Source organism: Pseudomonas sp. PS01270 (assembly GCF_029959775.1).
In the GTDB taxonomy this organism is placed as follows: domain Bacteria; phylum Pseudomonadota; class Gammaproteobacteria; order Pseudomonadales; family Pseudomonadaceae; genus Aquipseudomonas; species Aquipseudomonas atacamensis.
Window position 1 is genome coordinate 62,487 of sequence record NZ_JASCPT010000013.1, and the last position, 16,337, is coordinate 78,823.

14 protein-coding genes are annotated in these 16,337 nt (G+C 61.8%); 13 read left to right on the top strand and 1 reads right to left on the bottom strand.

What is annotated here, in order from left to right:
- The first annotated feature begins 63 nt into the window (after positions 1 to 63).
- The 3 genes from QMX86_RS07070 to QMX86_RS07080 are packed head-to-tail and all read left to right on the top strand — an operon-like array spanning position 64 to position 2,520.
- Positions 64 to 1,083: a phosphotransferase gene (locus QMX86_RS07070; protein ID WP_110646324.1), complete on the top strand. Its 1,020-nt coding sequence runs from the start codon at positions 64 to 66 to the stop codon at positions 1,081 to 1,083.
- A complete protein-coding gene (gene murU, locus QMX86_RS07075) occupies positions 1,080 to 1,751 on the top strand; it encodes an N-acetylmuramate alpha-1-phosphate uridylyltransferase MurU (protein WP_110646325.1) in 672 nt (223 codons plus the stop codon). Before QMX86_RS07070 ends, murU begins: the two co-directional genes overlap by 4 nt.
- Position 1,752: 1 nt before the next feature.
- Positions 1,753 to 2,520, top strand: a complete 768-nt coding sequence (locus QMX86_RS07080; protein WP_110603577.1) for a TerB family tellurite resistance protein — start codon at positions 1,753 to 1,755, stop codon at positions 2,518 to 2,520.
- A gap of 122 nt (positions 2,521 to 2,642) precedes the next feature.
- Here the strand turns inward: QMX86_RS07080 and QMX86_RS07085 are convergent, their stop codons facing one another.
- The gene (locus QMX86_RS07085; RefSeq protein WP_282387620.1) at positions 2,643 to 3,629 is read right to left on the bottom strand and encodes an alpha/beta hydrolase family protein; all 987 of its coding nucleotides are present in this window, start codon (positions 3,627 to 3,629) and stop codon (positions 2,643 to 2,645) included.
- A gap of 74 nt (positions 3,630 to 3,703) precedes the next feature.
- On the opposite strand from QMX86_RS07085, the gene QMX86_RS07090 reads away from it, so the two are divergent.
- The 10 genes from QMX86_RS07090 (at position 3,704) to trpE (ending at position 16,242) form a co-directional block, all read left to right on the top strand.
- Positions 3,704 to 6,100, top strand: coding sequence for a sensor histidine kinase (locus tag QMX86_RS07090; protein ID WP_282387622.1), 2,397 nt, complete (start codon positions 3,704 to 3,706; stop codon positions 6,098 to 6,100).
- Between the two features lie 84 nt (positions 6,101 to 6,184).
- Positions 6,185 to 6,814 carry a response regulator transcription factor gene (locus QMX86_RS07095; protein WP_003228820.1) on the top strand — a complete coding sequence of 210 codons (630 nt, stop codon included), beginning with the start codon at positions 6,185 to 6,187 and terminating at the stop codon, positions 6,812 to 6,814.
- 338 nt (positions 6,815 to 7,152) lie between these two features.
- Positions 7,153 to 8,277, top strand: coding sequence for an ABC transporter ATP-binding protein (locus QMX86_RS07100; RefSeq protein ID WP_041476689.1), 1,125 nt, complete (start codon positions 7,153 to 7,155; stop codon positions 8,275 to 8,277).
- A 48-nt stretch (positions 8,278 to 8,325) separates the two neighbouring features.
- Positions 8,326 to 9,369 carry an ABC transporter substrate-binding protein gene (locus QMX86_RS07105; RefSeq protein ID WP_016772907.1) on the top strand — a complete coding sequence of 348 codons (1,044 nt, stop codon included), beginning with the start codon at positions 8,326 to 8,328 and terminating at the stop codon, positions 9,367 to 9,369.
- Positions 9,370 to 9,567: 198 nt separating this feature from the next.
- The gene (locus QMX86_RS07110) at positions 9,568 to 10,815 is read left to right on the top strand and encodes an ABC transporter permease (protein WP_282387021.1); all 1,248 of its coding nucleotides are present in this window, start codon (positions 9,568 to 9,570) and stop codon (positions 10,813 to 10,815) included.
- Between the two features lie 12 nt (positions 10,816 to 10,827).
- Positions 10,828 to 11,652, top strand: a complete 825-nt coding sequence (locus QMX86_RS07115; protein ID WP_016772909.1) for an ABC transporter permease — start codon at positions 10,828 to 10,830, stop codon at positions 11,650 to 11,652.
- 285 nt (positions 11,653 to 11,937) lie between these two features.
- Positions 11,938 to 13,086, top strand: a complete 1,149-nt coding sequence (locus tag QMX86_RS07120; protein ID WP_282387022.1) for an iron-containing alcohol dehydrogenase — start codon at positions 11,938 to 11,940, stop codon at positions 13,084 to 13,086.
- 114 nt (positions 13,087 to 13,200) lie between these two features.
- A complete protein-coding gene (gene rpe, locus QMX86_RS07125; RefSeq protein WP_007918813.1) occupies positions 13,201 to 13,875 on the top strand; it encodes a ribulose-phosphate 3-epimerase in 675 nt (224 codons plus the stop codon).
- Positions 13,872 to 14,690 (top strand): phosphoglycolate phosphatase, encoded by an 819-nt coding sequence (locus tag QMX86_RS07130; RefSeq protein ID WP_122705748.1) that lies wholly within the window; start codon positions 13,872 to 13,874, stop codon positions 14,688 to 14,690. Before rpe ends, QMX86_RS07130 begins: the two co-directional genes overlap by 4 nt.
- A gap of 70 nt (positions 14,691 to 14,760) precedes the next feature.
- Entirely contained in the window at positions 14,761 to 16,242 is a 1,482-nt protein-coding gene (gene trpE / locus QMX86_RS07135; RefSeq protein ID WP_122612453.1) for an anthranilate synthase component I, read from the top strand.
- Positions 16,243 to 16,337 lie beyond the last annotated feature (95 nt).

Here is a 16,337-nt window from a genome sequence, read left to right on the forward strand (position 1 = left end):
AAAAAGATGCTGGATAATAAAGCATGACCCGCTTGACGGCTAGCGCCGTCGGAGACCCTTGCAATGCCTGACCAAGATGTACGCTTGCAACACCTGAAAGTTTGGCTCGATGAGCAGTTGGCAAAGCTGTTTGCCGAGCAGGGCTGGGGCACCGTGCCCCCGGCCACGTTGACCGCGGCCAGCAGCGACGCGAGTTTCCGCCGCTACTTCCGCTGGGAGGGCGATGGTCGCAGCTTCGTGGTGATGGACGCGCCGCCACCCCAGGAAAACTGCAAACCGTTCGTGGATATCGCTTTTTTGCTGGCGAAATCCGGAATTAATGTGCCGAAAATTTACGCCGAAGACCTCGAGCGCGGTTTTCTTTTGCTCAATGACCTGGGCAACAAGACCTATCTCGACGTCATCGATGGCGAAAATGCCGACGCGTTATTCCACGATGCCCTGCAAGCGCTGTTGGCTTTTCAACAGTTGCCGATGGTTGCGCCGTTGCCCAGTTACGACGTCGCCTTGTTGCGTCGCGAGCTGGAACTGTTCCCCGAGTGGTACGTCAAGCGCGAGCTGGGCGTCGAGTTCGATGCGGCCCAGCAGCAACAATGGCAGCACATCAGCGAGTTGCTGATCGACAGCGCGCTGGCGCAGCCGAAAGTGCTGGTGCACCGCGACTACATGCCGCGCAACCTGATGCTCAGCGAGCCCAACCCTGGCGTGCTGGATTTCCAGGACGCGGTGTACGGCCCGGTGACCTACGACGTGACCTGCCTGTTCAAGGATGCTTTCCTCAGCTGGCCGGAAGAACGTGTACGCGGCTGGCTGGAAAGTTACTGGCAGCAGGCCTCGGCACTGGACATTCCGGTGCAGGCCGACTTCGAAGACTTCCTGCGCGCCAGCGACCTGATGGGCGTGCAGCGTCACCTCAAAGTCATCGGCATCTTCGCGCGCATCTGCCACCGCGATGGCAAGCCACGCTATCTGGCGGACGTGCCGCGCTTCTTCTCTTATATAGAAGCAGTGATTGCCCGCCGTCCTGAACTGGCGGGGCTGCAAGCGCTGTTCAGCAGCCTGCGTGCTGGAGCGACGGCATGAAGGCAATGATTCTGGCCGCAGGCAAAGGCGAGCGCATGCGCCCGCTGACCCTGACCACGCCGAAACCGCTGGTGCGTGCCGCTGGCGTGCCGCTGATCGAGTATCACCTGCGCGCCCTCGCGGCCGCAGGCTTCAACGAAATTGTCATCAACCACGCCTGGCTCGGTCAGCAGATCGAGGATCATCTGGGCGACGGTTCGCGTTTCGGCCTGAGTATTCAGTACTCGCCGGAAGGCGAGCCGCTGGAGACCGGTGGCGGGATTTTCCGCGCGCTGTCGTTACTGGGTGACGATGCGTTTCTGGTGGTCAACGGCGACATCTGGACTGATTACGACTTCAGCGTGCTGCACCAGCCGATCAATGGCCTGGCGCATCTGGTGCTGGCGGACAATCCGCCGCATCACCCGAAAGGCGACTTCACTCTCATCGACGGCAAAGTGCAGGACGGCGAGCCTGATGCGCAGACGCTGACCTACAGCGGCATCGCCGTGCTGCATCCGCAGTTGTTCGATGGTTGCAGCGATGGCGCGTTCAAGCTCGCGCCGCTGCTGCGCAACGCCATGGCCAAAGGTGAAGTGACGGGCGAGCGCCTGAAGGGGCATTGGGTGGATGTCGGTACCCACGAGCGTCTGGCCGAAGCCGAAGCTTTGATAGAAGCGAGTCGCTGAGATGCTGTGGCCAGGGACTCTGATTGGAGCCGGAGTGGGGTACGCGATTGCCAGCATTCCGGGGGCCATGCTTGGGGCGTTGTTGGGGCAGGCGCTGGATCGGCGCCTGCACTTGCAGAGCTGGGGACACTTGCGCGAAAAGCTCGGCGGCCGGCCGATGCTGCGCAACGATGAATTGCTGTTCGTGTTGCTCGGGCGTTTGGCCAAGAGCGACGGGCGCGTCACTGACGGGCATATCCAGCAGGCGCGCAACGAAATGCGCGCGCTGGAAATGAGCGAGCCGGCGACACGGCGGGCCATTGCTGCATTCAATCGCGGCAAGTCCGGCAGCGACAATCTGCGCGGCTATCTGCGTCGTTTGAGTGCGCAACCGCATGCGGCTGAAGGCGTGTTGCGTGCCTGTTGGCGAATGGTCTGGGCTGATGGTCGTGCCGGGGTCAGCGAGCGCGAGTTGCTGGCGCAGTGGGGCAAATGGCTCGGCTGGACGGCGCAGCAGGTGCAGGCATTGGCCAGCGATTACGAGCCGGGCAAGCGGCCGATCGTCAGTGCGGCAGTGAGTTACCAAGAGGCAATGAAGTTGCTTGGGGTGTCGGCGAGCAGCGAGCCGGCACAGATCAAGCGCGCTTACCGACGGTTGCTCAGTCGCCATCACCCGGACAAGATCGCCGGCAGTGGCGCGACCCCGGCACAGGTGCGTGAGGCGACCGAGCGGACGCGGGAACTGCATAGCGCCTATACGTTGATTCGCGAGCGGCGGGATTTTCGCTAGAAATTAGATGGGTTTTGCTTGTGCTTGCCTCTTCGCGAGCAGGCTCGCTCCCACATTGAATTTTGCATAGATCCAATGTGGGAGCGAGCCTGTTCGCGAAGAGGGGCGACTCGGTCTGAATGTCAGTCAACAGCCTGAGGATTCAACCAGCCCCGCACCCGCCGAAACAATTGTTCCTGCTCAGCCTTCTTGTCCGGCAACACCTTCAGCGCCACTTGGCTGAACGCCGAGGTCTTCAGACGCTTGCTCGCCTGCATGCGCTCCAGCGCCGCGTTGCGATCCAGCGCTCTGTCCATGTAGAAAATATCCACCGTCGGCAGCTTCAGCGTCGGCGTCAGTTCGGCGAGTGGCGGCAGGGCTTTGGTCGGGACTTGCGCATCGACCATCACCAGTTTTTCCACCTGCGGCGTCTGCCGCTCGCTGAGAAAACGCGCCGCCCAATAAGCGCCGGTGCCGTGGCCGAGCACGACAATGCTGCGCGCGCTCTGCTGTTCGGCGTAGGCAATCGCCGCGTCGATGCGTCCGAAGATGCGATCGGCATCGGCCTTGGCTTGTTCTTCGCTGGTCTCGGCGACCACCTGTTCGGCAACTTCCGCTTCCCCACCAGCGGCTTGCTCGATCGGTTGCGCGGTGGTGGCGTCTTTGCTCGTGGTTTCCGGGGCTTTCGGCGCGGCGGTTGGTTCGATCACGCGCGGAGCAATGGCGTCGCCTTGCAGATCCGGCAGGGTGATACTCAGGCTGCTCCACTCGGCATCCGGCAATTTGCGTCGCAACGGGCTGATTGCCTGCGGCCAGTCAGCGGTTTCGCCAGCACCGGGAACGATGATCACCGCACCTTTGGGCTCGGCGCTGTTGGCCGGTTTCCACAGGGCGAGGAAGGTGTCGCTGCCAGCCTGCAGTTGTTGCTGCTCTTGCGCCGGCAGTTTACGTTGCAGTGCGGCGGCCTCTTCCTGACTACGCTCAAGCAGTGGCTGGCGCTCGGCCGGTTTTTCTTCGGCGGGTTTATCCGTGGCGGCAGGCGCCGGGTCGGCGGCTTCGACGGAAAACGCACAAGGCAGGATCAGCGACAGGCACAATGCTGGCAGTGCCAGGCGGTAGACAGAGGGCATCGGTTATTCCAGGCCAGAAAAGTATCCCGGCAGCCTAATGGGTTGGTCAGAATTTGTCAGTGTATGAGACTTCAATGAAGCGATTTTGCTGCCTGTGGGTTATCGGCTGTTTGTGGTTTCCCTTGATGGGCTGGGCGGCGCCTGCGCCGCCGGCTCATGCCGCGCAATTGTCGCCAGAGCAGCAGCAATGGCTGGCGCAGCACAACGAATTGCGCGTCGGCCTGGTCTTGCAAGCACCCTACGCGACCTACGATCGGCGCCTGCAGCGATTGTCCGGGGCCAATGTCGAGTTGATGAAACTGCTGGCCAACACCCTCGGCGTGGAACTGAGCTGGCGCAACTTTCAGGATCTGGGGGCATTGGAAAACGCTTTGCGCGAGGGCGAGATCGACATCGCTCCGGGCCTCAGCCAGACCCCCAGCGCGCTGCGCCTCTGGCAGTTTTCCGACCCGTACATGCGCGTGCCGCAACTGGTGGTCAGCGACCAGAAAAGCAGCGGCGCGGTCGATCTGGAAAAGCTCGACAGCCAGACCCGCGTCGCCGTGCGCATGCCGAGCAGCACTGCCGACTATATGCGCAGCAACTATCCGCACTTGAATTTGCAAGGCGTGCCGTTGGAACGTCAGGCCTTGCAACTGCTGTTGAGTCAGCAAGCCTCCTACGCGGTGGTCGACGAAGCACAGTTGGGCCGGCTTTCGGTGGAGCCGGAGTTTGCCGAACTGGTGGTGGTTGGCGATATCGGCCTGCCGCAACTGCTGCGTGTGGCCTCGCGGCGCGATTGGCCGGAACTGGCCGGCGTCGTCCAGAGCGCCTTGCGCGCGATCCCGGCCAAGGATCTGGAACAACTGCACAACCAATGGCTGCAGCCGAAATACCCACGGCTGACCGAGTCGCCGGGGTTTTGGCAGAACCTCAGCCTGTTGTTCGCGGTGATGCTGCTCAGTTGCGCGGCAATCGTGGCGTGGCAGCGGCGCCAACAGCACAGCCTCGAACAACGCCTGCTCAGCGCCCGCGAAGACATTGCGTTGCGCGCGGCCAGTGAAGAGGCGCTGCGGCTGACACAGTTTTCCATCGACCAAAGCACCGTCGGCATTCTCTGGGTCAATTGGGACAGCCATGTGCGTTACGCCAACCGCGCGGCGGAAAACATGCTAGGTTATCCCTCGGGCGGGCTGATCGAACGGCCGCTGATCGATTTCGAGCCCGGCCTGCACATGGATCGGTGGCTCAATCTGTGGAAGCGTGCGCGGGCCAGCGAAGAAGGGCCGCTGAGCTTCGAAACCAGCTGCCTGCGCGCCGATGGCAGCGTGTTGCCGGCCGACGTGTCTTTGAGTTTCCTGCGTTTTCGCGACAGTGAATATCTGGTGGTCTACCTCACCGACGTCACCGACCGCCGCCGCGCGCTCGCCGCTTTGCAGGAAAGCGAGGCGCGCCTGCAAGGCATCGCGGCCAACGTCCCGGGTCTGGTGTTCAGGCTGGAGCGGGCACCGGTGACCGGGCAGATCGACTTTGCCTACATCAGTGAGGGCAGCGAAAGTCTGGTCGGTTATGCGCCGGCAGCCATCGCTCATCGCGACATGGGCCTGCGCAGTCTGGTGCACCCCGACGACAAGGCCAGTTATCACCGCACCCAGGATCAGGCGCTGGACACTGACAGCGACTGGTCGTGGCAGGGCCGCATCGTCACGCGCCAGGGTGAGCAGCGCTGGGCCGAGATCAAGGCGATCACCCGCCAGCTGGAGGACGGCGCCTATGTGTGGGACGGCATCGTCTGGGACATCAGCGAAAGCAAACGCATCGAGCTGGAACTGGCGGCCTCGCGCGAGCAACTGCGTGAACTGTCGGCGCACCTGGAGAGCGTGCGCGAAGAAGAGAAGGCGCGCATCGCCCGGGAAGTCCATGATGAGTTGGGACAGATGCTCACCGTGCTGAAACTGGAGACATCGATGTGCGAATTGGCCTACGCGCAACTCGATCCGGGACTCAACGAGCGGCTCAACAGCATGAAACGCCTGATCGCGCAGTTGTTTCAGCTGGTACGCGATGTGGCGACGGCGTTGCGTCCGCCGATCCTTGATGCCGGGATTGCCTCGGCTATCGAGTGGCAGGCTCGGCGTTTCGAGGCGCGCACACAGATACCGTGTCTGGTGCAGGTGCCGGACAACCTGCCGGCACTCAGCGATGCCAAAGCGGTGGGGCTGTTCCGGATTCTACAGGAGGCGCTGACCAATGTGATGCGCCATGCTCAGGCGCACACGGTGGAGCTGACGCTGGAGCTTGCGGGCGATGAATTGTGTCTGACCGTCAGCGATGATGGCGTAGGATTTGTCGCGGCCGAGGGTAGGCCGACGTCGTTTGGCCTGGTCGGCATGCGTGAGCGGGTGCTGATCATGGGCGGGCGGCTGGAGCTGGTGAGTGAGCCGGGGGAGGGCACCAGTCTGGTGGTGCGAGTGCCGGTGAGTGAGGTTTGACATGTTGCGGTGTCTGGACTGGCGCCTTCGCGAGCAAGCTCGCTCCCACAGGGATCTGGGTATGCCTGAATTTTGGAGAAGAACGTGATCCGTGTACTGGTAGCCGAAGACCACACCATCGTCCGCGAGGGCATCAAGCAACTGATCGGCCTGGCCAAGGATCTGCAAGTAGTGGGGGAGGCGAGCAATGGCGAGCAACTGCTCGAAACCCTGCGCAGCGTGCCGTGCGAGGTGGTGCTGCTGGACATCTCCATGCCCGGCGTCAACGGCCTGGAAGCTATCCCGCGCATTCGGGCGCTGAACAATCCGCCGGCGATTCTGGTGCTGTCGATGCACGACGAAGCGCAAATGGCCGCGCGCGCCTTGAAGGTCGGCGCGGCGGGGTATGCGACCAAGGACAGCGATCCGGCGCTGCTGCTCACGGCGATCCGCAAGGTCGCGGCGGGCGGGCGCTACATTGACCCGGAACTGGCCGACCGCATGGTCTTCGAAGTCGGCCTGACCGATACCCGGCCCCTGCATTCGCTGTTGTCAGAACGCGAATTCTCGGTGTTCGAACGCCTGGCCCAAGGCGCCAACGTCAACGACATCGCCCAGCAACTGGCCCTGAGCAGCAAGACCATCAGCACGCACAAGGCGCGGCTGATGCAGAAGCTCAACATCACCTCCTTGGCCGAACTGGTGAAATACGCGATGGAGCACAAACTCCTCTGACCATCACCGCGATCAACTGTGGAAGTGAGCCTGCTCGCGATAGCGTCTTCTCTGAAAACAATTCAGCGACTGATACACCGCTATCGCGAGCAGGCTCACTCCTACAATGGATATGCGTGCGGGCATATCCATTAGCGACAAGCGCTTTTGCCTGTTCTTGCCGCTTGCAGCTTGCCCCTTGCCGCTGCGCTTGCCCAAACGCGCCATCCTTGTAGGGCAATCCCTACCCCCAACCTTCCATTGCGCTTAAGCGATTCTCTCCTGCGCCCCGATTTGCGTGGCCGCCGCCAGCCACTAGGCTTGATGAACAAGCAGTCATCAACAACAAAGGTGTGGGTATGAGCCAGGTCGATACAAGCGCAGGGACCAGTGATGTGCTGGTCAGCTTTCGTGGTGTGCAGAAGAGCTACGACGGCGAGAACCTGATCGTCAAAGACCTCAACCTGGACATTCGCAAGGGCGAATTCCTCACCCTGCTCGGGCCGTCCGGTTCCGGCAAGACCACCAGCCTGATGATGCTCGCCGGGTTCGAAACGCCGACCGCCGGTGAAATCCTCCTGTCCGGGCGTTCGATCAACAACGTGCCCCCGCACAAGCGCGATATCGGCATGGTGTTCCAGAACTACGCGCTGTTCCCGCACATGACTGTCGCGGAGAACCTTGCTTTCCCGTTGACCGTGCGCGGCTTGAATAAAAGCGATGTCAGCGAGCGGGTGAAGAAAGTCCTCAGCATGGTTCAGCTCGACGCGTTCGCCTCGCGCTACCCGGCGCAGTTGTCCGGTGGTCAGCAGCAGCGTGTGGCACTGGCCCGCGCGCTGGTGTTCGAGCCGCAACTGGTGCTGATGGACGAACCGTTGGGCGCCCTCGACAAGCAACTGCGTGAACACATGCAGATGGAGATCAAACACCTGCACCAGCGCCTCGGCGTGACCGTGGTCTACGTGACCCACGATCAGGGTGAAGCGCTGACCATGTCCGACCGCGTCGCGGTGTTCCATCAGGGCGAAATCCAGCAGATCGCCCCGCCGCGCACGCTTTACGAAGAGCCGAAAAACACCTTTGTCGCCAACTTCATTGGCGAGAACAACCGCCTCAACGGTCGCCTGCTCAGCCAGAGCGGCGAGCGCTGCGTGGTCGAATTGGGGCGTGGAGAGAAGGTCGAGGCGCTGGCCGTCAACGTTGGCCAGACCGGCGAACCGGTGACCCTGTCGATCCGTCCGGAGCGCGTCAGCCTCAACGGTTCGAGCGATCAATGCGTCAACCGCTTCTCAGGGAGGGTGGCGGAATTCATCTATCTGGGCGACCACGTCCGGGTGCGCCTGGAAGTCTGCGGCAAGACCGACTTCTTCGTGAAACAACCGATTGCCGAGCTCGATCCTGCGCTCAGCGTCGGCGACGTGGTACCGCTTGGCTGGCAGGTCGAGCACGTTCGTGCGCTCGATCCGCTTTTAGAGGCGCACTAAGCGCCCCGGCAATACCAACACCAACCCTGCACGTGGAGAGAACAATAAATGTTGAGATCCCTGAAGTTCACCGCCCTGACTCTGGGCCTGATGGGTGCGACCGGCGCAATGGCCGCCGGCCCGGACTTGACCGTGGTGTCGTTTGGCGGGGCGAACAAGGCGGCGCAAGTCAAAGCCTTCTATGCACCGTGGGAAGCGGCGGGCAACGGCAAGATCGTTGCTGGCGAATACAACGGCGAGATGGCCAAGGTCAAGGCCATGGTCGACACCAAGAGCGTGTCGTGGGATCTGGTCGAAGTTGAATCGCCAGAGCTGTCCCGGGGTTGCGACGAAGACATGTTCGAGCAACTCGACCCGGCACTGTTCGGCAAGACTGAAGACTACGTCAAGGGCGCCATTCAGCCGTGCGGCGTAGGTTTCTTCGTCTGGTCGACCGTACTGGCTTACAACGCTGACAAGCTGAAAACCGCACCGACCAGTTGGGCGGATTTCTGGGATACGAAGAAATTCCCGGGCAAGCGCGGCCTGCGCAAAGGCGCCAAGTACACCCTCGAATTCGCGCTGATGGCCGATGGTGTGGCGCCGAAAGACGTCTATAAAGAGCTGGCGAGCAAGGGCGGCCAGGATCGCGCCTTCAAGAAGCTCGATGAGCTCAAGCCAAGCATTCAGTGGTGGGAAGCCGGCGCCCAACCGCCGCAGTACCTCGCTTCCGGTGACGTTGTCATGAGCTCGGCCTACAACGGTCGCATCGCTGCCGTGCAAAAAGAATCCAACCTGAAAGTGGTGTGGAACGGCGGCATCTACGACTTCGACGCCTGGGCCATCCCGAAAGGTCTGGATGCCAAACGCGCGGAAGCGGCGAAGAAATTCATCGCCTTCTCGGTGCAGCCGCAGCAGCAAAAGACCTACTCGGAAAACATCGCCTACGGCCCGGCCAACACCCAAGCCGTGCCGCTGCTGGCCAAGGATGTCCTGAAAGACATGCCGACCACCCCGGAAAACATCGCCAACCAAGTGCAGATCGACGTCAGCTTCTGGGCTGACAACGGCGAGCAACTGGAACAGCGTTTCAACTCTTGGGCTGCCAAATAAGCCAAGCATGCGGACCGATGGCTTTCCGGATGATCGTTCCCACGCTCTGCGTGGGAATGCCGCCCGGGACGCTCCGCGTCCCTGTGTGACGCAGAGCGTCACTGGATTCATTCCCACGCAGAGCGTGGGAACGATCACTGGCACAAGTTCGAGGTGGTTCGCCACCTCTGTAACGATCAAAGATTTGCGGAGTACGTCATGGCCATCGCCGTTCCCCTGAACGAGGGCGCCAGCCCCACCTTGAAGCAGAAGCTCAAGCACGCCGAGCGGGTCAACCGCTGGAAAGCCCAGGCGCTGATTGCGCCGCTGGTGCTGTTTCTGCTGCTGGTGTTTCTGGTGCCGATCGTGGCGCTTCTCTATAAAAGCGTCGGCAACCCGGAAGTGGTTGGCGGCATGCCGCGCACTGTCACCGCCATCGCCAGTTGGGACGGTCGTGGTCTGCCGGCCGAGCCGGTGTACAAGGCTGCCAGCGAAGACCTCGCCGAAGCCCGCAAAAACCAGACGCTGGGCGATCTGTCCAAGCGCTTGAACATGGAGTTGGCCGGCTACCGCAGCCTGCTGACCAAAACCGCCCGGGCGCTGCCGTTCGCCAGCGAACCGGCCTCTTATAAAGAAGCGCTGGAAGCGCTCGACGAACGCTGGGGCGACCCGGCCTACTGGCAAGCGGTGAAACGCAACACCAGCAGCATCACTCCGTATTACCTGCTGGCGGCGGTCGATCACCGCATCGATGACCTCGGCGAACTGGCTCCAGCCACCCCGGATCAGGCGATCTACCTCGACATCTTCGCTCGCACCTTCTGGATGGGCCTGGTCATCACCATGATCTGCCTGCTGCTCGCCTATCCACTGGCTTATCTGCTGGCGAACCTGCCTTCGCGGCAGAGCAACCTGCTGATGATTCTGGTGCTGCTGCCGTTCTGGACTTCGATTCTGGTGCGGGTCGCCGCCTGGATCGTGCTGCTGCAATCCGGCGGCCTGATCAATAGTGCGCTGCTGGCCATGGGCATCATTGATAAACCGCTGGAACTGGTGTTCAACCGCACCGGCGTGTACATCTCGATGGTGCACATTCTGCTGCCGTTCATGATTCTGCCGATCTACAGCGTGATGAAAGGCATCTCGCCGACCTACATGCGCGCGGCGATTTCCCTCGGCTGTCATCCGTTCGCCAGTTTCTGGCGGGTGTACTTCCCGCAGACCTACGCCGGTGTTGGCGCCGGCTGCCTGTTGGTGTTCATCCTCGCGATTGGCTACTACATCACCCCGGCGCTGCTCGGCAGCCCGAACGACCAAATGGTCAGCTACTTCGTCGCCTTCTACACCAACACCAGCATCAACTGGGGCATGGCCACCGCGCTCGGCGGGCTGCTGTTGCTGGCGACCGTGGTGCTTTATCTGATCTACAGCTGGCTGGTCGGCGCCAGTCGCCTGCGCCTGAGCTAAGGGGAATTTGCGATGCTGAGTCCTTACATGTCGCCCATCGAACGGGTGTGGTTCTACAGCCTGCGGATTCTCTGCGGCCTGATTCTGTTGTTCCTTATCCTGCCGGTGCTGGTGATCATTCCGCTGTCGTTCAACTCGGGGAGTTTTCTGGTCTATCCGCTGCAGGGTTTCTCGCTGCAGTGGTACCACGACTTCTTCGCCTCGGCGGAATGGATGCGCGCGCTGAAGAACAGCATCATCGTCGCCCCGGCGGCAACGGTGCTGGCGATGATCTTCGGCACGCTGGCGGCGATCGGACTGACCCGTGGCGACTTCCCTGGCAAGTCACTGGTGATGGCGCTGGTGATTTCGCCGATGGTGGTGCCGGTGGTGATCATCGGCGTGGCGAGTTATCTGTTCTTCGCGCCGCTGGGGCTGGGCAACAGCTTCTTCTCGCTGATCGTCGTGCATGCGGTATTGGGTGTGCCGTTTGTGATCATCACCGTGTCGGCGACGTTGCAGGGCTTCAATCACAACCTGGTGCGTGCTGCTGCGAGTCTCGGTGCATCGCCGCTGACTGCATTCCGCCGGGTGACCTTGCCGCTGATTGCGCCGGGAGTGATTTCCGGGGCGCTGTTTGCCTTTGCCACTTCTTTCGATGAAGTGGTGGTGACGCTGTTTCTTGCCGGGCCTGAGCAGGCGACATTGCCTCGGCAGATGTTCAGCGGGATTCGCGAAAACCTCAGTCCGACGATTGCGGCTGCTGCGACGTTGCTGATTGCCTTCTCCGTCATCCTGCTGCTGACGCTGGAATGGCTGCGCGGGCGTAGCGAGAAACTGCGTACTGCGCAAGTCTGAGATCAAGGTCAAAAGCCACCCCTCACCCCAGCCCTCTCCCCAAGGGGGCGAGGGGGAAGGGAGCAGATCTTCGTGGCTTTCGCGGTTGGAGTTCGACTCGGTAATTCAGGTCGATGTATTTCGAGAGTACAACCCGGTCAGTCCCCTCTCCCTCCGGGAGAGGGTTAGGGTGAGGGGCTCTTGATCTTCCTATCCGATCAACCATTCACACCCTGAATAGCAGACAACCCCAAATCCCCAGCTAATCTTGTGCCCAGCTCCCACATCTATAAGAGGCTGCGCACCATGAGTCTGTCCCAGTTCAAAATCGCTCACAAACTGATCACCGGCGCCGCAGCCATCGAGCAACTGGCCGCCGAACTCACCCGCCTGGACATCGATAATCCGCTGATCGTCACCGACGCCGCGCTGGTCAAGTCCGGTACTGTCGAGCTGGCGCTGGTGCAACTCGGCGGGCGCGAATACGAGATTTTCGACCGTGTGCTGCCCGATCCGGAAATCGCCATCGTCGAAGACTGCATGCGCGCCTATCGCGAAGGCGGGCATGACGGTTTGATCGGCCTCGGGGGCGGCAGCGCCATCGACATTGCCAAAAGTGTCGCCGCCTACGCCGGTTACCACGGCGCGCTGGAAGATCTGTTCGGCGTCGACCAGGTGCCGCGCAAGGGCCCGCCGCTGATCGCCATTCCGACCACCGCCGGCACTGGCTCTGAAGTCACCAATGTGGCGATCCTCTCGGACAAGGTCGCGCAGTTGAAGAAAGGCATCGTCAGCGACTATCTGTTGCCGGACGTGGCGCTGGTCAGTCCGCAAATGACCCTGACCTGTCCGCGCAGCGTTACCGCCGCCAGTGGTGTCGATGCACTGGTGCACGCCATCGAATCCTACCTGTCGGTGAATGCCTCGCCGATCACCGATTCCCTCGCCATTGGCGCGATCAAGCTGATCGCCAGCGCCTTGCCCAAGGCCTACGCCAACGGCGCCAACCTGCAAGCGCGCGAAGACATGGCCACCGCCAGCCTCATGGCCGGTATGGCGTTCGGTAACGCCGGGGTCGGTGCGGTGCATGCGTTGGCGTATCCGCTGGGTGGGCGCTTCAACATTGCCCACGGTGTCAGCAATGCCTTGCTGCTGCCCTATGTGATGACCTGGAACAAAATGGCCTGCGTCGAACGCATGCAGGATATTGCCGAAGCCATGGGCGTGAAGACCGCTCATCTGAGCACCAGCGAAGCTGCGGACAAAGCCGTGCAGGCCATGACCGACCTGTGCGCGGCGGTGGAAATCCCTCCGGGGCTGCGCAGTTTCGGCGTGCCGGAGGAAGCGATCCCGGCGATGGCCGTGGAGGCCGCCGGCATCGAGCGGCTGATGCGCAACAATCCGCGCAAGCTCAGCGCCGGCGATATCGAGAAGATCTACCGCGCGGCTTACTGAGGCGCGATCGCTGAAGGCTCATGGCACAACCCAATCATCGCGGTCCCGGTGCGCGCGTGGAAACTTGAGGTATACAATGCGCGCCATCGTGATTTAGCTCAGCACAGGTGCGTCATGCAGCCCTTCGTAATTGCTCCGTCGATCCTCTCCGCCGACTTCGCCCGCCTCGGCGAGGAAGTAGACAACGTTCTCGCCGCCGGCGCCGACTTCGTCCACTTCGATGTCATGGACAATCACTACGTACCGAACCTGACGATCGGCCCGATGGTCTGTGCGGCGCTGCGCAAGTACGGCGTTACCGCGCCGATCGACGCGCACCTGATGGTCAGCCCGGTGGACCGCATCGTCGGCGATTTCATCGAAGCCGGCGCGACCTACATCACCTTCCACCCGGAAGCCACTTTGCACGTCGATCGCTCGCTGCAGCTGATCCGAGAAGGCGGCTGCAAGTCCGGTCTGGTGTTCAATCCGGCGACTCCGCTGGACGTGCTCAAGTACGTGATCGACAAGGTCGACATGGTTCTGCTGATGAGCGTCAACCCGGGCTTCGGCGGGCAGAAGTTCATTCCCGGCACCCTCGACAAATTGCGTGAAGCGCGGGCGATCATCGACGCTTCCGGTCGCGACATCCGCCTGGAAATCGACGGCGGCGTCAACGTCAACAACATCCGCGAAATTGCCGCTGCTGGTGCTGACACCTTCGTCGCCGGCTCGGCCATTTTCAACGCGCCGAACTATCAGGAAGTCATCGACAAGATGCGTTCCGAACTGGCACTGGCACGCCCATGAGCGGTTTTGAGCAGTTGTTCCCGGGGCAACTGCCACGGTTGGTGATGTTCGATCTGGATGGCACGCTGATCGATTCGGTTCCCGACCTGGCGGCGGCGGTGGACACCATGCTGCTCTCCCTCGGCCGTCCGCCGGCGGGTATCGAAGCGGTGCGCGAATGGGTCGGCAATGGCGCGCCGGTGCTGGTGCGTCGGGCCTTGGCGGGTGGCATCGATCACTCGGCAGTGGACGACGCTGAAGCCGAGCGCGCACTGGAGATTTTCATGGAGGCGTACGGCGCCAGCCATGAACTGACTGTGGTCTATCCCGGTGTGCGCGACACGCTCAAGTGGCTGCACAAGCAAGGCGTGGTCATGGCGTTGATCACCAACAAGCCGGAGCGCTTCGTCGCGCCTCTGCTCGATCAGATGAAGATCGGCCGCTACTTCAAGTGGATCATCGGCGGCGATACCCTGCCGCAGAAGAAGCCTGACCCGGCGGCGCTGTTTTTCGTGATGAAAATGGCCAATATCCCGGCCTCGCAATCGTTGTTCGTCGGCGACTCGCGCAGCGATGTGCAGGCGGCGAAAGCGGCGGGGGTCAAATGTGTCGCGCTGAGTTACGGCTACAACCATGGCCGGCCGATTGCCGAGGAATCGCCGGCACTGGTGATCGACGATTTGCGCAAACTAATTCCCGGTTGCCTGGATCTGGCCGGTGGGATAACGTTGCCCGACGCTGTTCAACCCCCTTCTGGAAACGCCATCGTGGTGGTCACCCGCAAACTCTGGATGAAAGTCATCAAGGCCCTGGCCCGTTGGCGTTGGCGCGCCTGACTGATTCTGGCCGGCCCTGCCGGCGCGTTTGCATACCTGACTGATTGCACCTCACACCACGAGGCACCTTATGAATCGCGAAGAATTCCTGCGTCTGGCCGCTGATGGCTATAACCGCATCCCGTTGGCCTGCGAAACCCTGGCCGACTTCGACACGCCGCTGTCGATCTACCTGAAACTGGCCGACCAGCCCAACTCCTACCTGCTCGAATCGGTGCAGGGCGGCGAGAAATGGGGCCGTTACTCGATCATCGGCCTGCCGTGCCGCACCGTGCTGCGGGTTCATGACCATCACGTCAGCATCACCGTCGATGGCGTCGAGACCGAAAGCCATGACGTCGAAGACCCGCTGGCATTCGTTGAAACCTTCAAGGCCCGTTACAACGTGCCGACCATTGCTGGCCTGCCGCGCTTCAACGGGGGCCTGGTCGGTTACTTCGGTTATGACTGTGTGCGCTACGTGGAAAAGCGTCTGGGCAAATGCCCGAACCCCGATCCGCTGGGCGTGCCGGACATTCTGCTGATGGTTTCCGACGCCGTGGTGGTGTTCGACAACCTGGCCGGCAAGATGCACGCGATCGTCCTCGCCGACCCGGCCCAGGCCGATGCCTTCGAGCAAGGTCAGGCGCGTTTGCAGGAACTGCTCGAGCAACTGCGTCAGCCGATCACCCCGCGTCGTGGCCTGGATTTCAGCAAACAGCAATCGGCCGATCCGGTGTTTCGTTCCAGTTTCACCCAGGACGATTACGAAAAAGCCGTCGACACCATCAAGGAATATATCCTCGCCGGCGACTGCATGCAGGTGGTGCCGTCGCAGCGCATGTCGATCGACTTCAAGGCTGCGCCGATCGATCTGTATCGCGCGCTGCGTTGCTTCAACCCGACGCCGTATATGTACTTCTTCAACTTCGGCGATTTCCACGTCGTCGGCAGCTCGCCGGAAGTGCTGGTGCGCGTCGAAGACAACCTGATCACCGTGCGCCCTATCGCCGGCACGCGCCCACGCGGTGCCACCGAAGAAGCCGATGTGGCACTGGAGCAGGATCTGCTCTCGGATGACAAGGAGATCGCCGAGCACTTGATGCTGATCGATCTGGGTCGCAACGATACCGGGCGAGTCTCGGAAATCGGCTCGGTGAAGCTCACCGAGAAAATGGTCATCGAACGCTATTCCAACGTGATGCACATCGTCTCCAACGTCACCGGCCAGTTGAAGTCGGGCCTGACCGCGATGGACGCACTGCGGGCGATTCTGCCGGCGGGTACTTTGTCCGGCGCGCCGAAGATTCGCGCGATGGAAATCATCGACGAGCTGGAGCCGGTCAAGCGCGGTGTGTACGGCGGCGCGGTCGGTTACTTCGCCTGGAACGGCAACATGGACACCGCCATTGCCATTCGCACGGCGGTGATCAAGAACGGCGAGCTGCACGTGCAGGCCGGCGGCGGCATCGTCGCCGACTCGGTGCCGGCGCTGGAATGGGAAGAAACCCTGAACAAACGCCGCGCGATGTTCCGCGCCGTGGCCCTGGCCGAGCAGACCCCGGACGCCTGAGACACGCAATTTCCCATGTGGGAGCGAGCCTGCTCGCGAAGAGGTGAGTCAGTCACCGTTGATGCTGACTGACCCAGCGCTTTCGCGAGCAGGCT

Excerpts from the sequence above, each read along its gene's own strand:
- QMX86_RS07115 (WP_016772909.1), top strand. The coding sequence starts at position 10,828 with ATGCTGAGTCCTTACATGTCGCCCATCGAACGGGTGTGGTTCTACAGC.
- QMX86_RS07080 (WP_110603577.1), top strand. The coding sequence starts at position 1,753 with ATGCTGTGGCCAGGGACTCTGATTGGAGCCGGAGTGGGGTACGCGATT.
- trpE (WP_122612453.1), top strand. The coding sequence starts at position 14,761 with ATGAATCGCGAAGAATTCCTGCGTCTGGCCGCTGATGGCTATAACCGC.
- QMX86_RS07070 (WP_110646324.1), top strand. The coding sequence starts at position 64 with ATGCCTGACCAAGATGTACGCTTGCAACACCTGAAAGTTTGGCTCGAT.
- QMX86_RS07130 (WP_122705748.1), top strand. The coding sequence starts at position 13,872 with ATGAGCGGTTTTGAGCAGTTGTTCCCGGGGCAACTGCCACGGTTGGTG.
- QMX86_RS07085 (WP_282387620.1), bottom strand. The coding sequence starts at position 3,629 with ATGCCCTCTGTCTACCGCCTGGCACTGCCAGCATTGTGCCTGTCGCTG.
- rpe (WP_007918813.1), top strand. The coding sequence starts at position 13,201 with ATGCAGCCCTTCGTAATTGCTCCGTCGATCCTCTCCGCCGACTTCGCC.
- murU (WP_110646325.1), top strand. The coding sequence starts at position 1,080 with ATGAAGGCAATGATTCTGGCCGCAGGCAAAGGCGAGCGCATGCGCCCG.
- QMX86_RS07120 (WP_282387022.1), top strand. The coding sequence starts at position 11,938 with ATGAGTCTGTCCCAGTTCAAAATCGCTCACAAACTGATCACCGGCGCC.
- QMX86_RS07105 (WP_016772907.1), top strand. The coding sequence starts at position 8,326 with ATGTTGAGATCCCTGAAGTTCACCGCCCTGACTCTGGGCCTGATGGGT.
- QMX86_RS07110 (WP_282387021.1), top strand. The coding sequence starts at position 9,568 with ATGGCCATCGCCGTTCCCCTGAACGAGGGCGCCAGCCCCACCTTGAAG.
- QMX86_RS07100 (WP_041476689.1), top strand. The coding sequence starts at position 7,153 with ATGAGCCAGGTCGATACAAGCGCAGGGACCAGTGATGTGCTGGTCAGC.
- QMX86_RS07090 (WP_282387622.1), top strand. The coding sequence starts at position 3,704 with ATGAAGCGATTTTGCTGCCTGTGGGTTATCGGCTGTTTGTGGTTTCCC.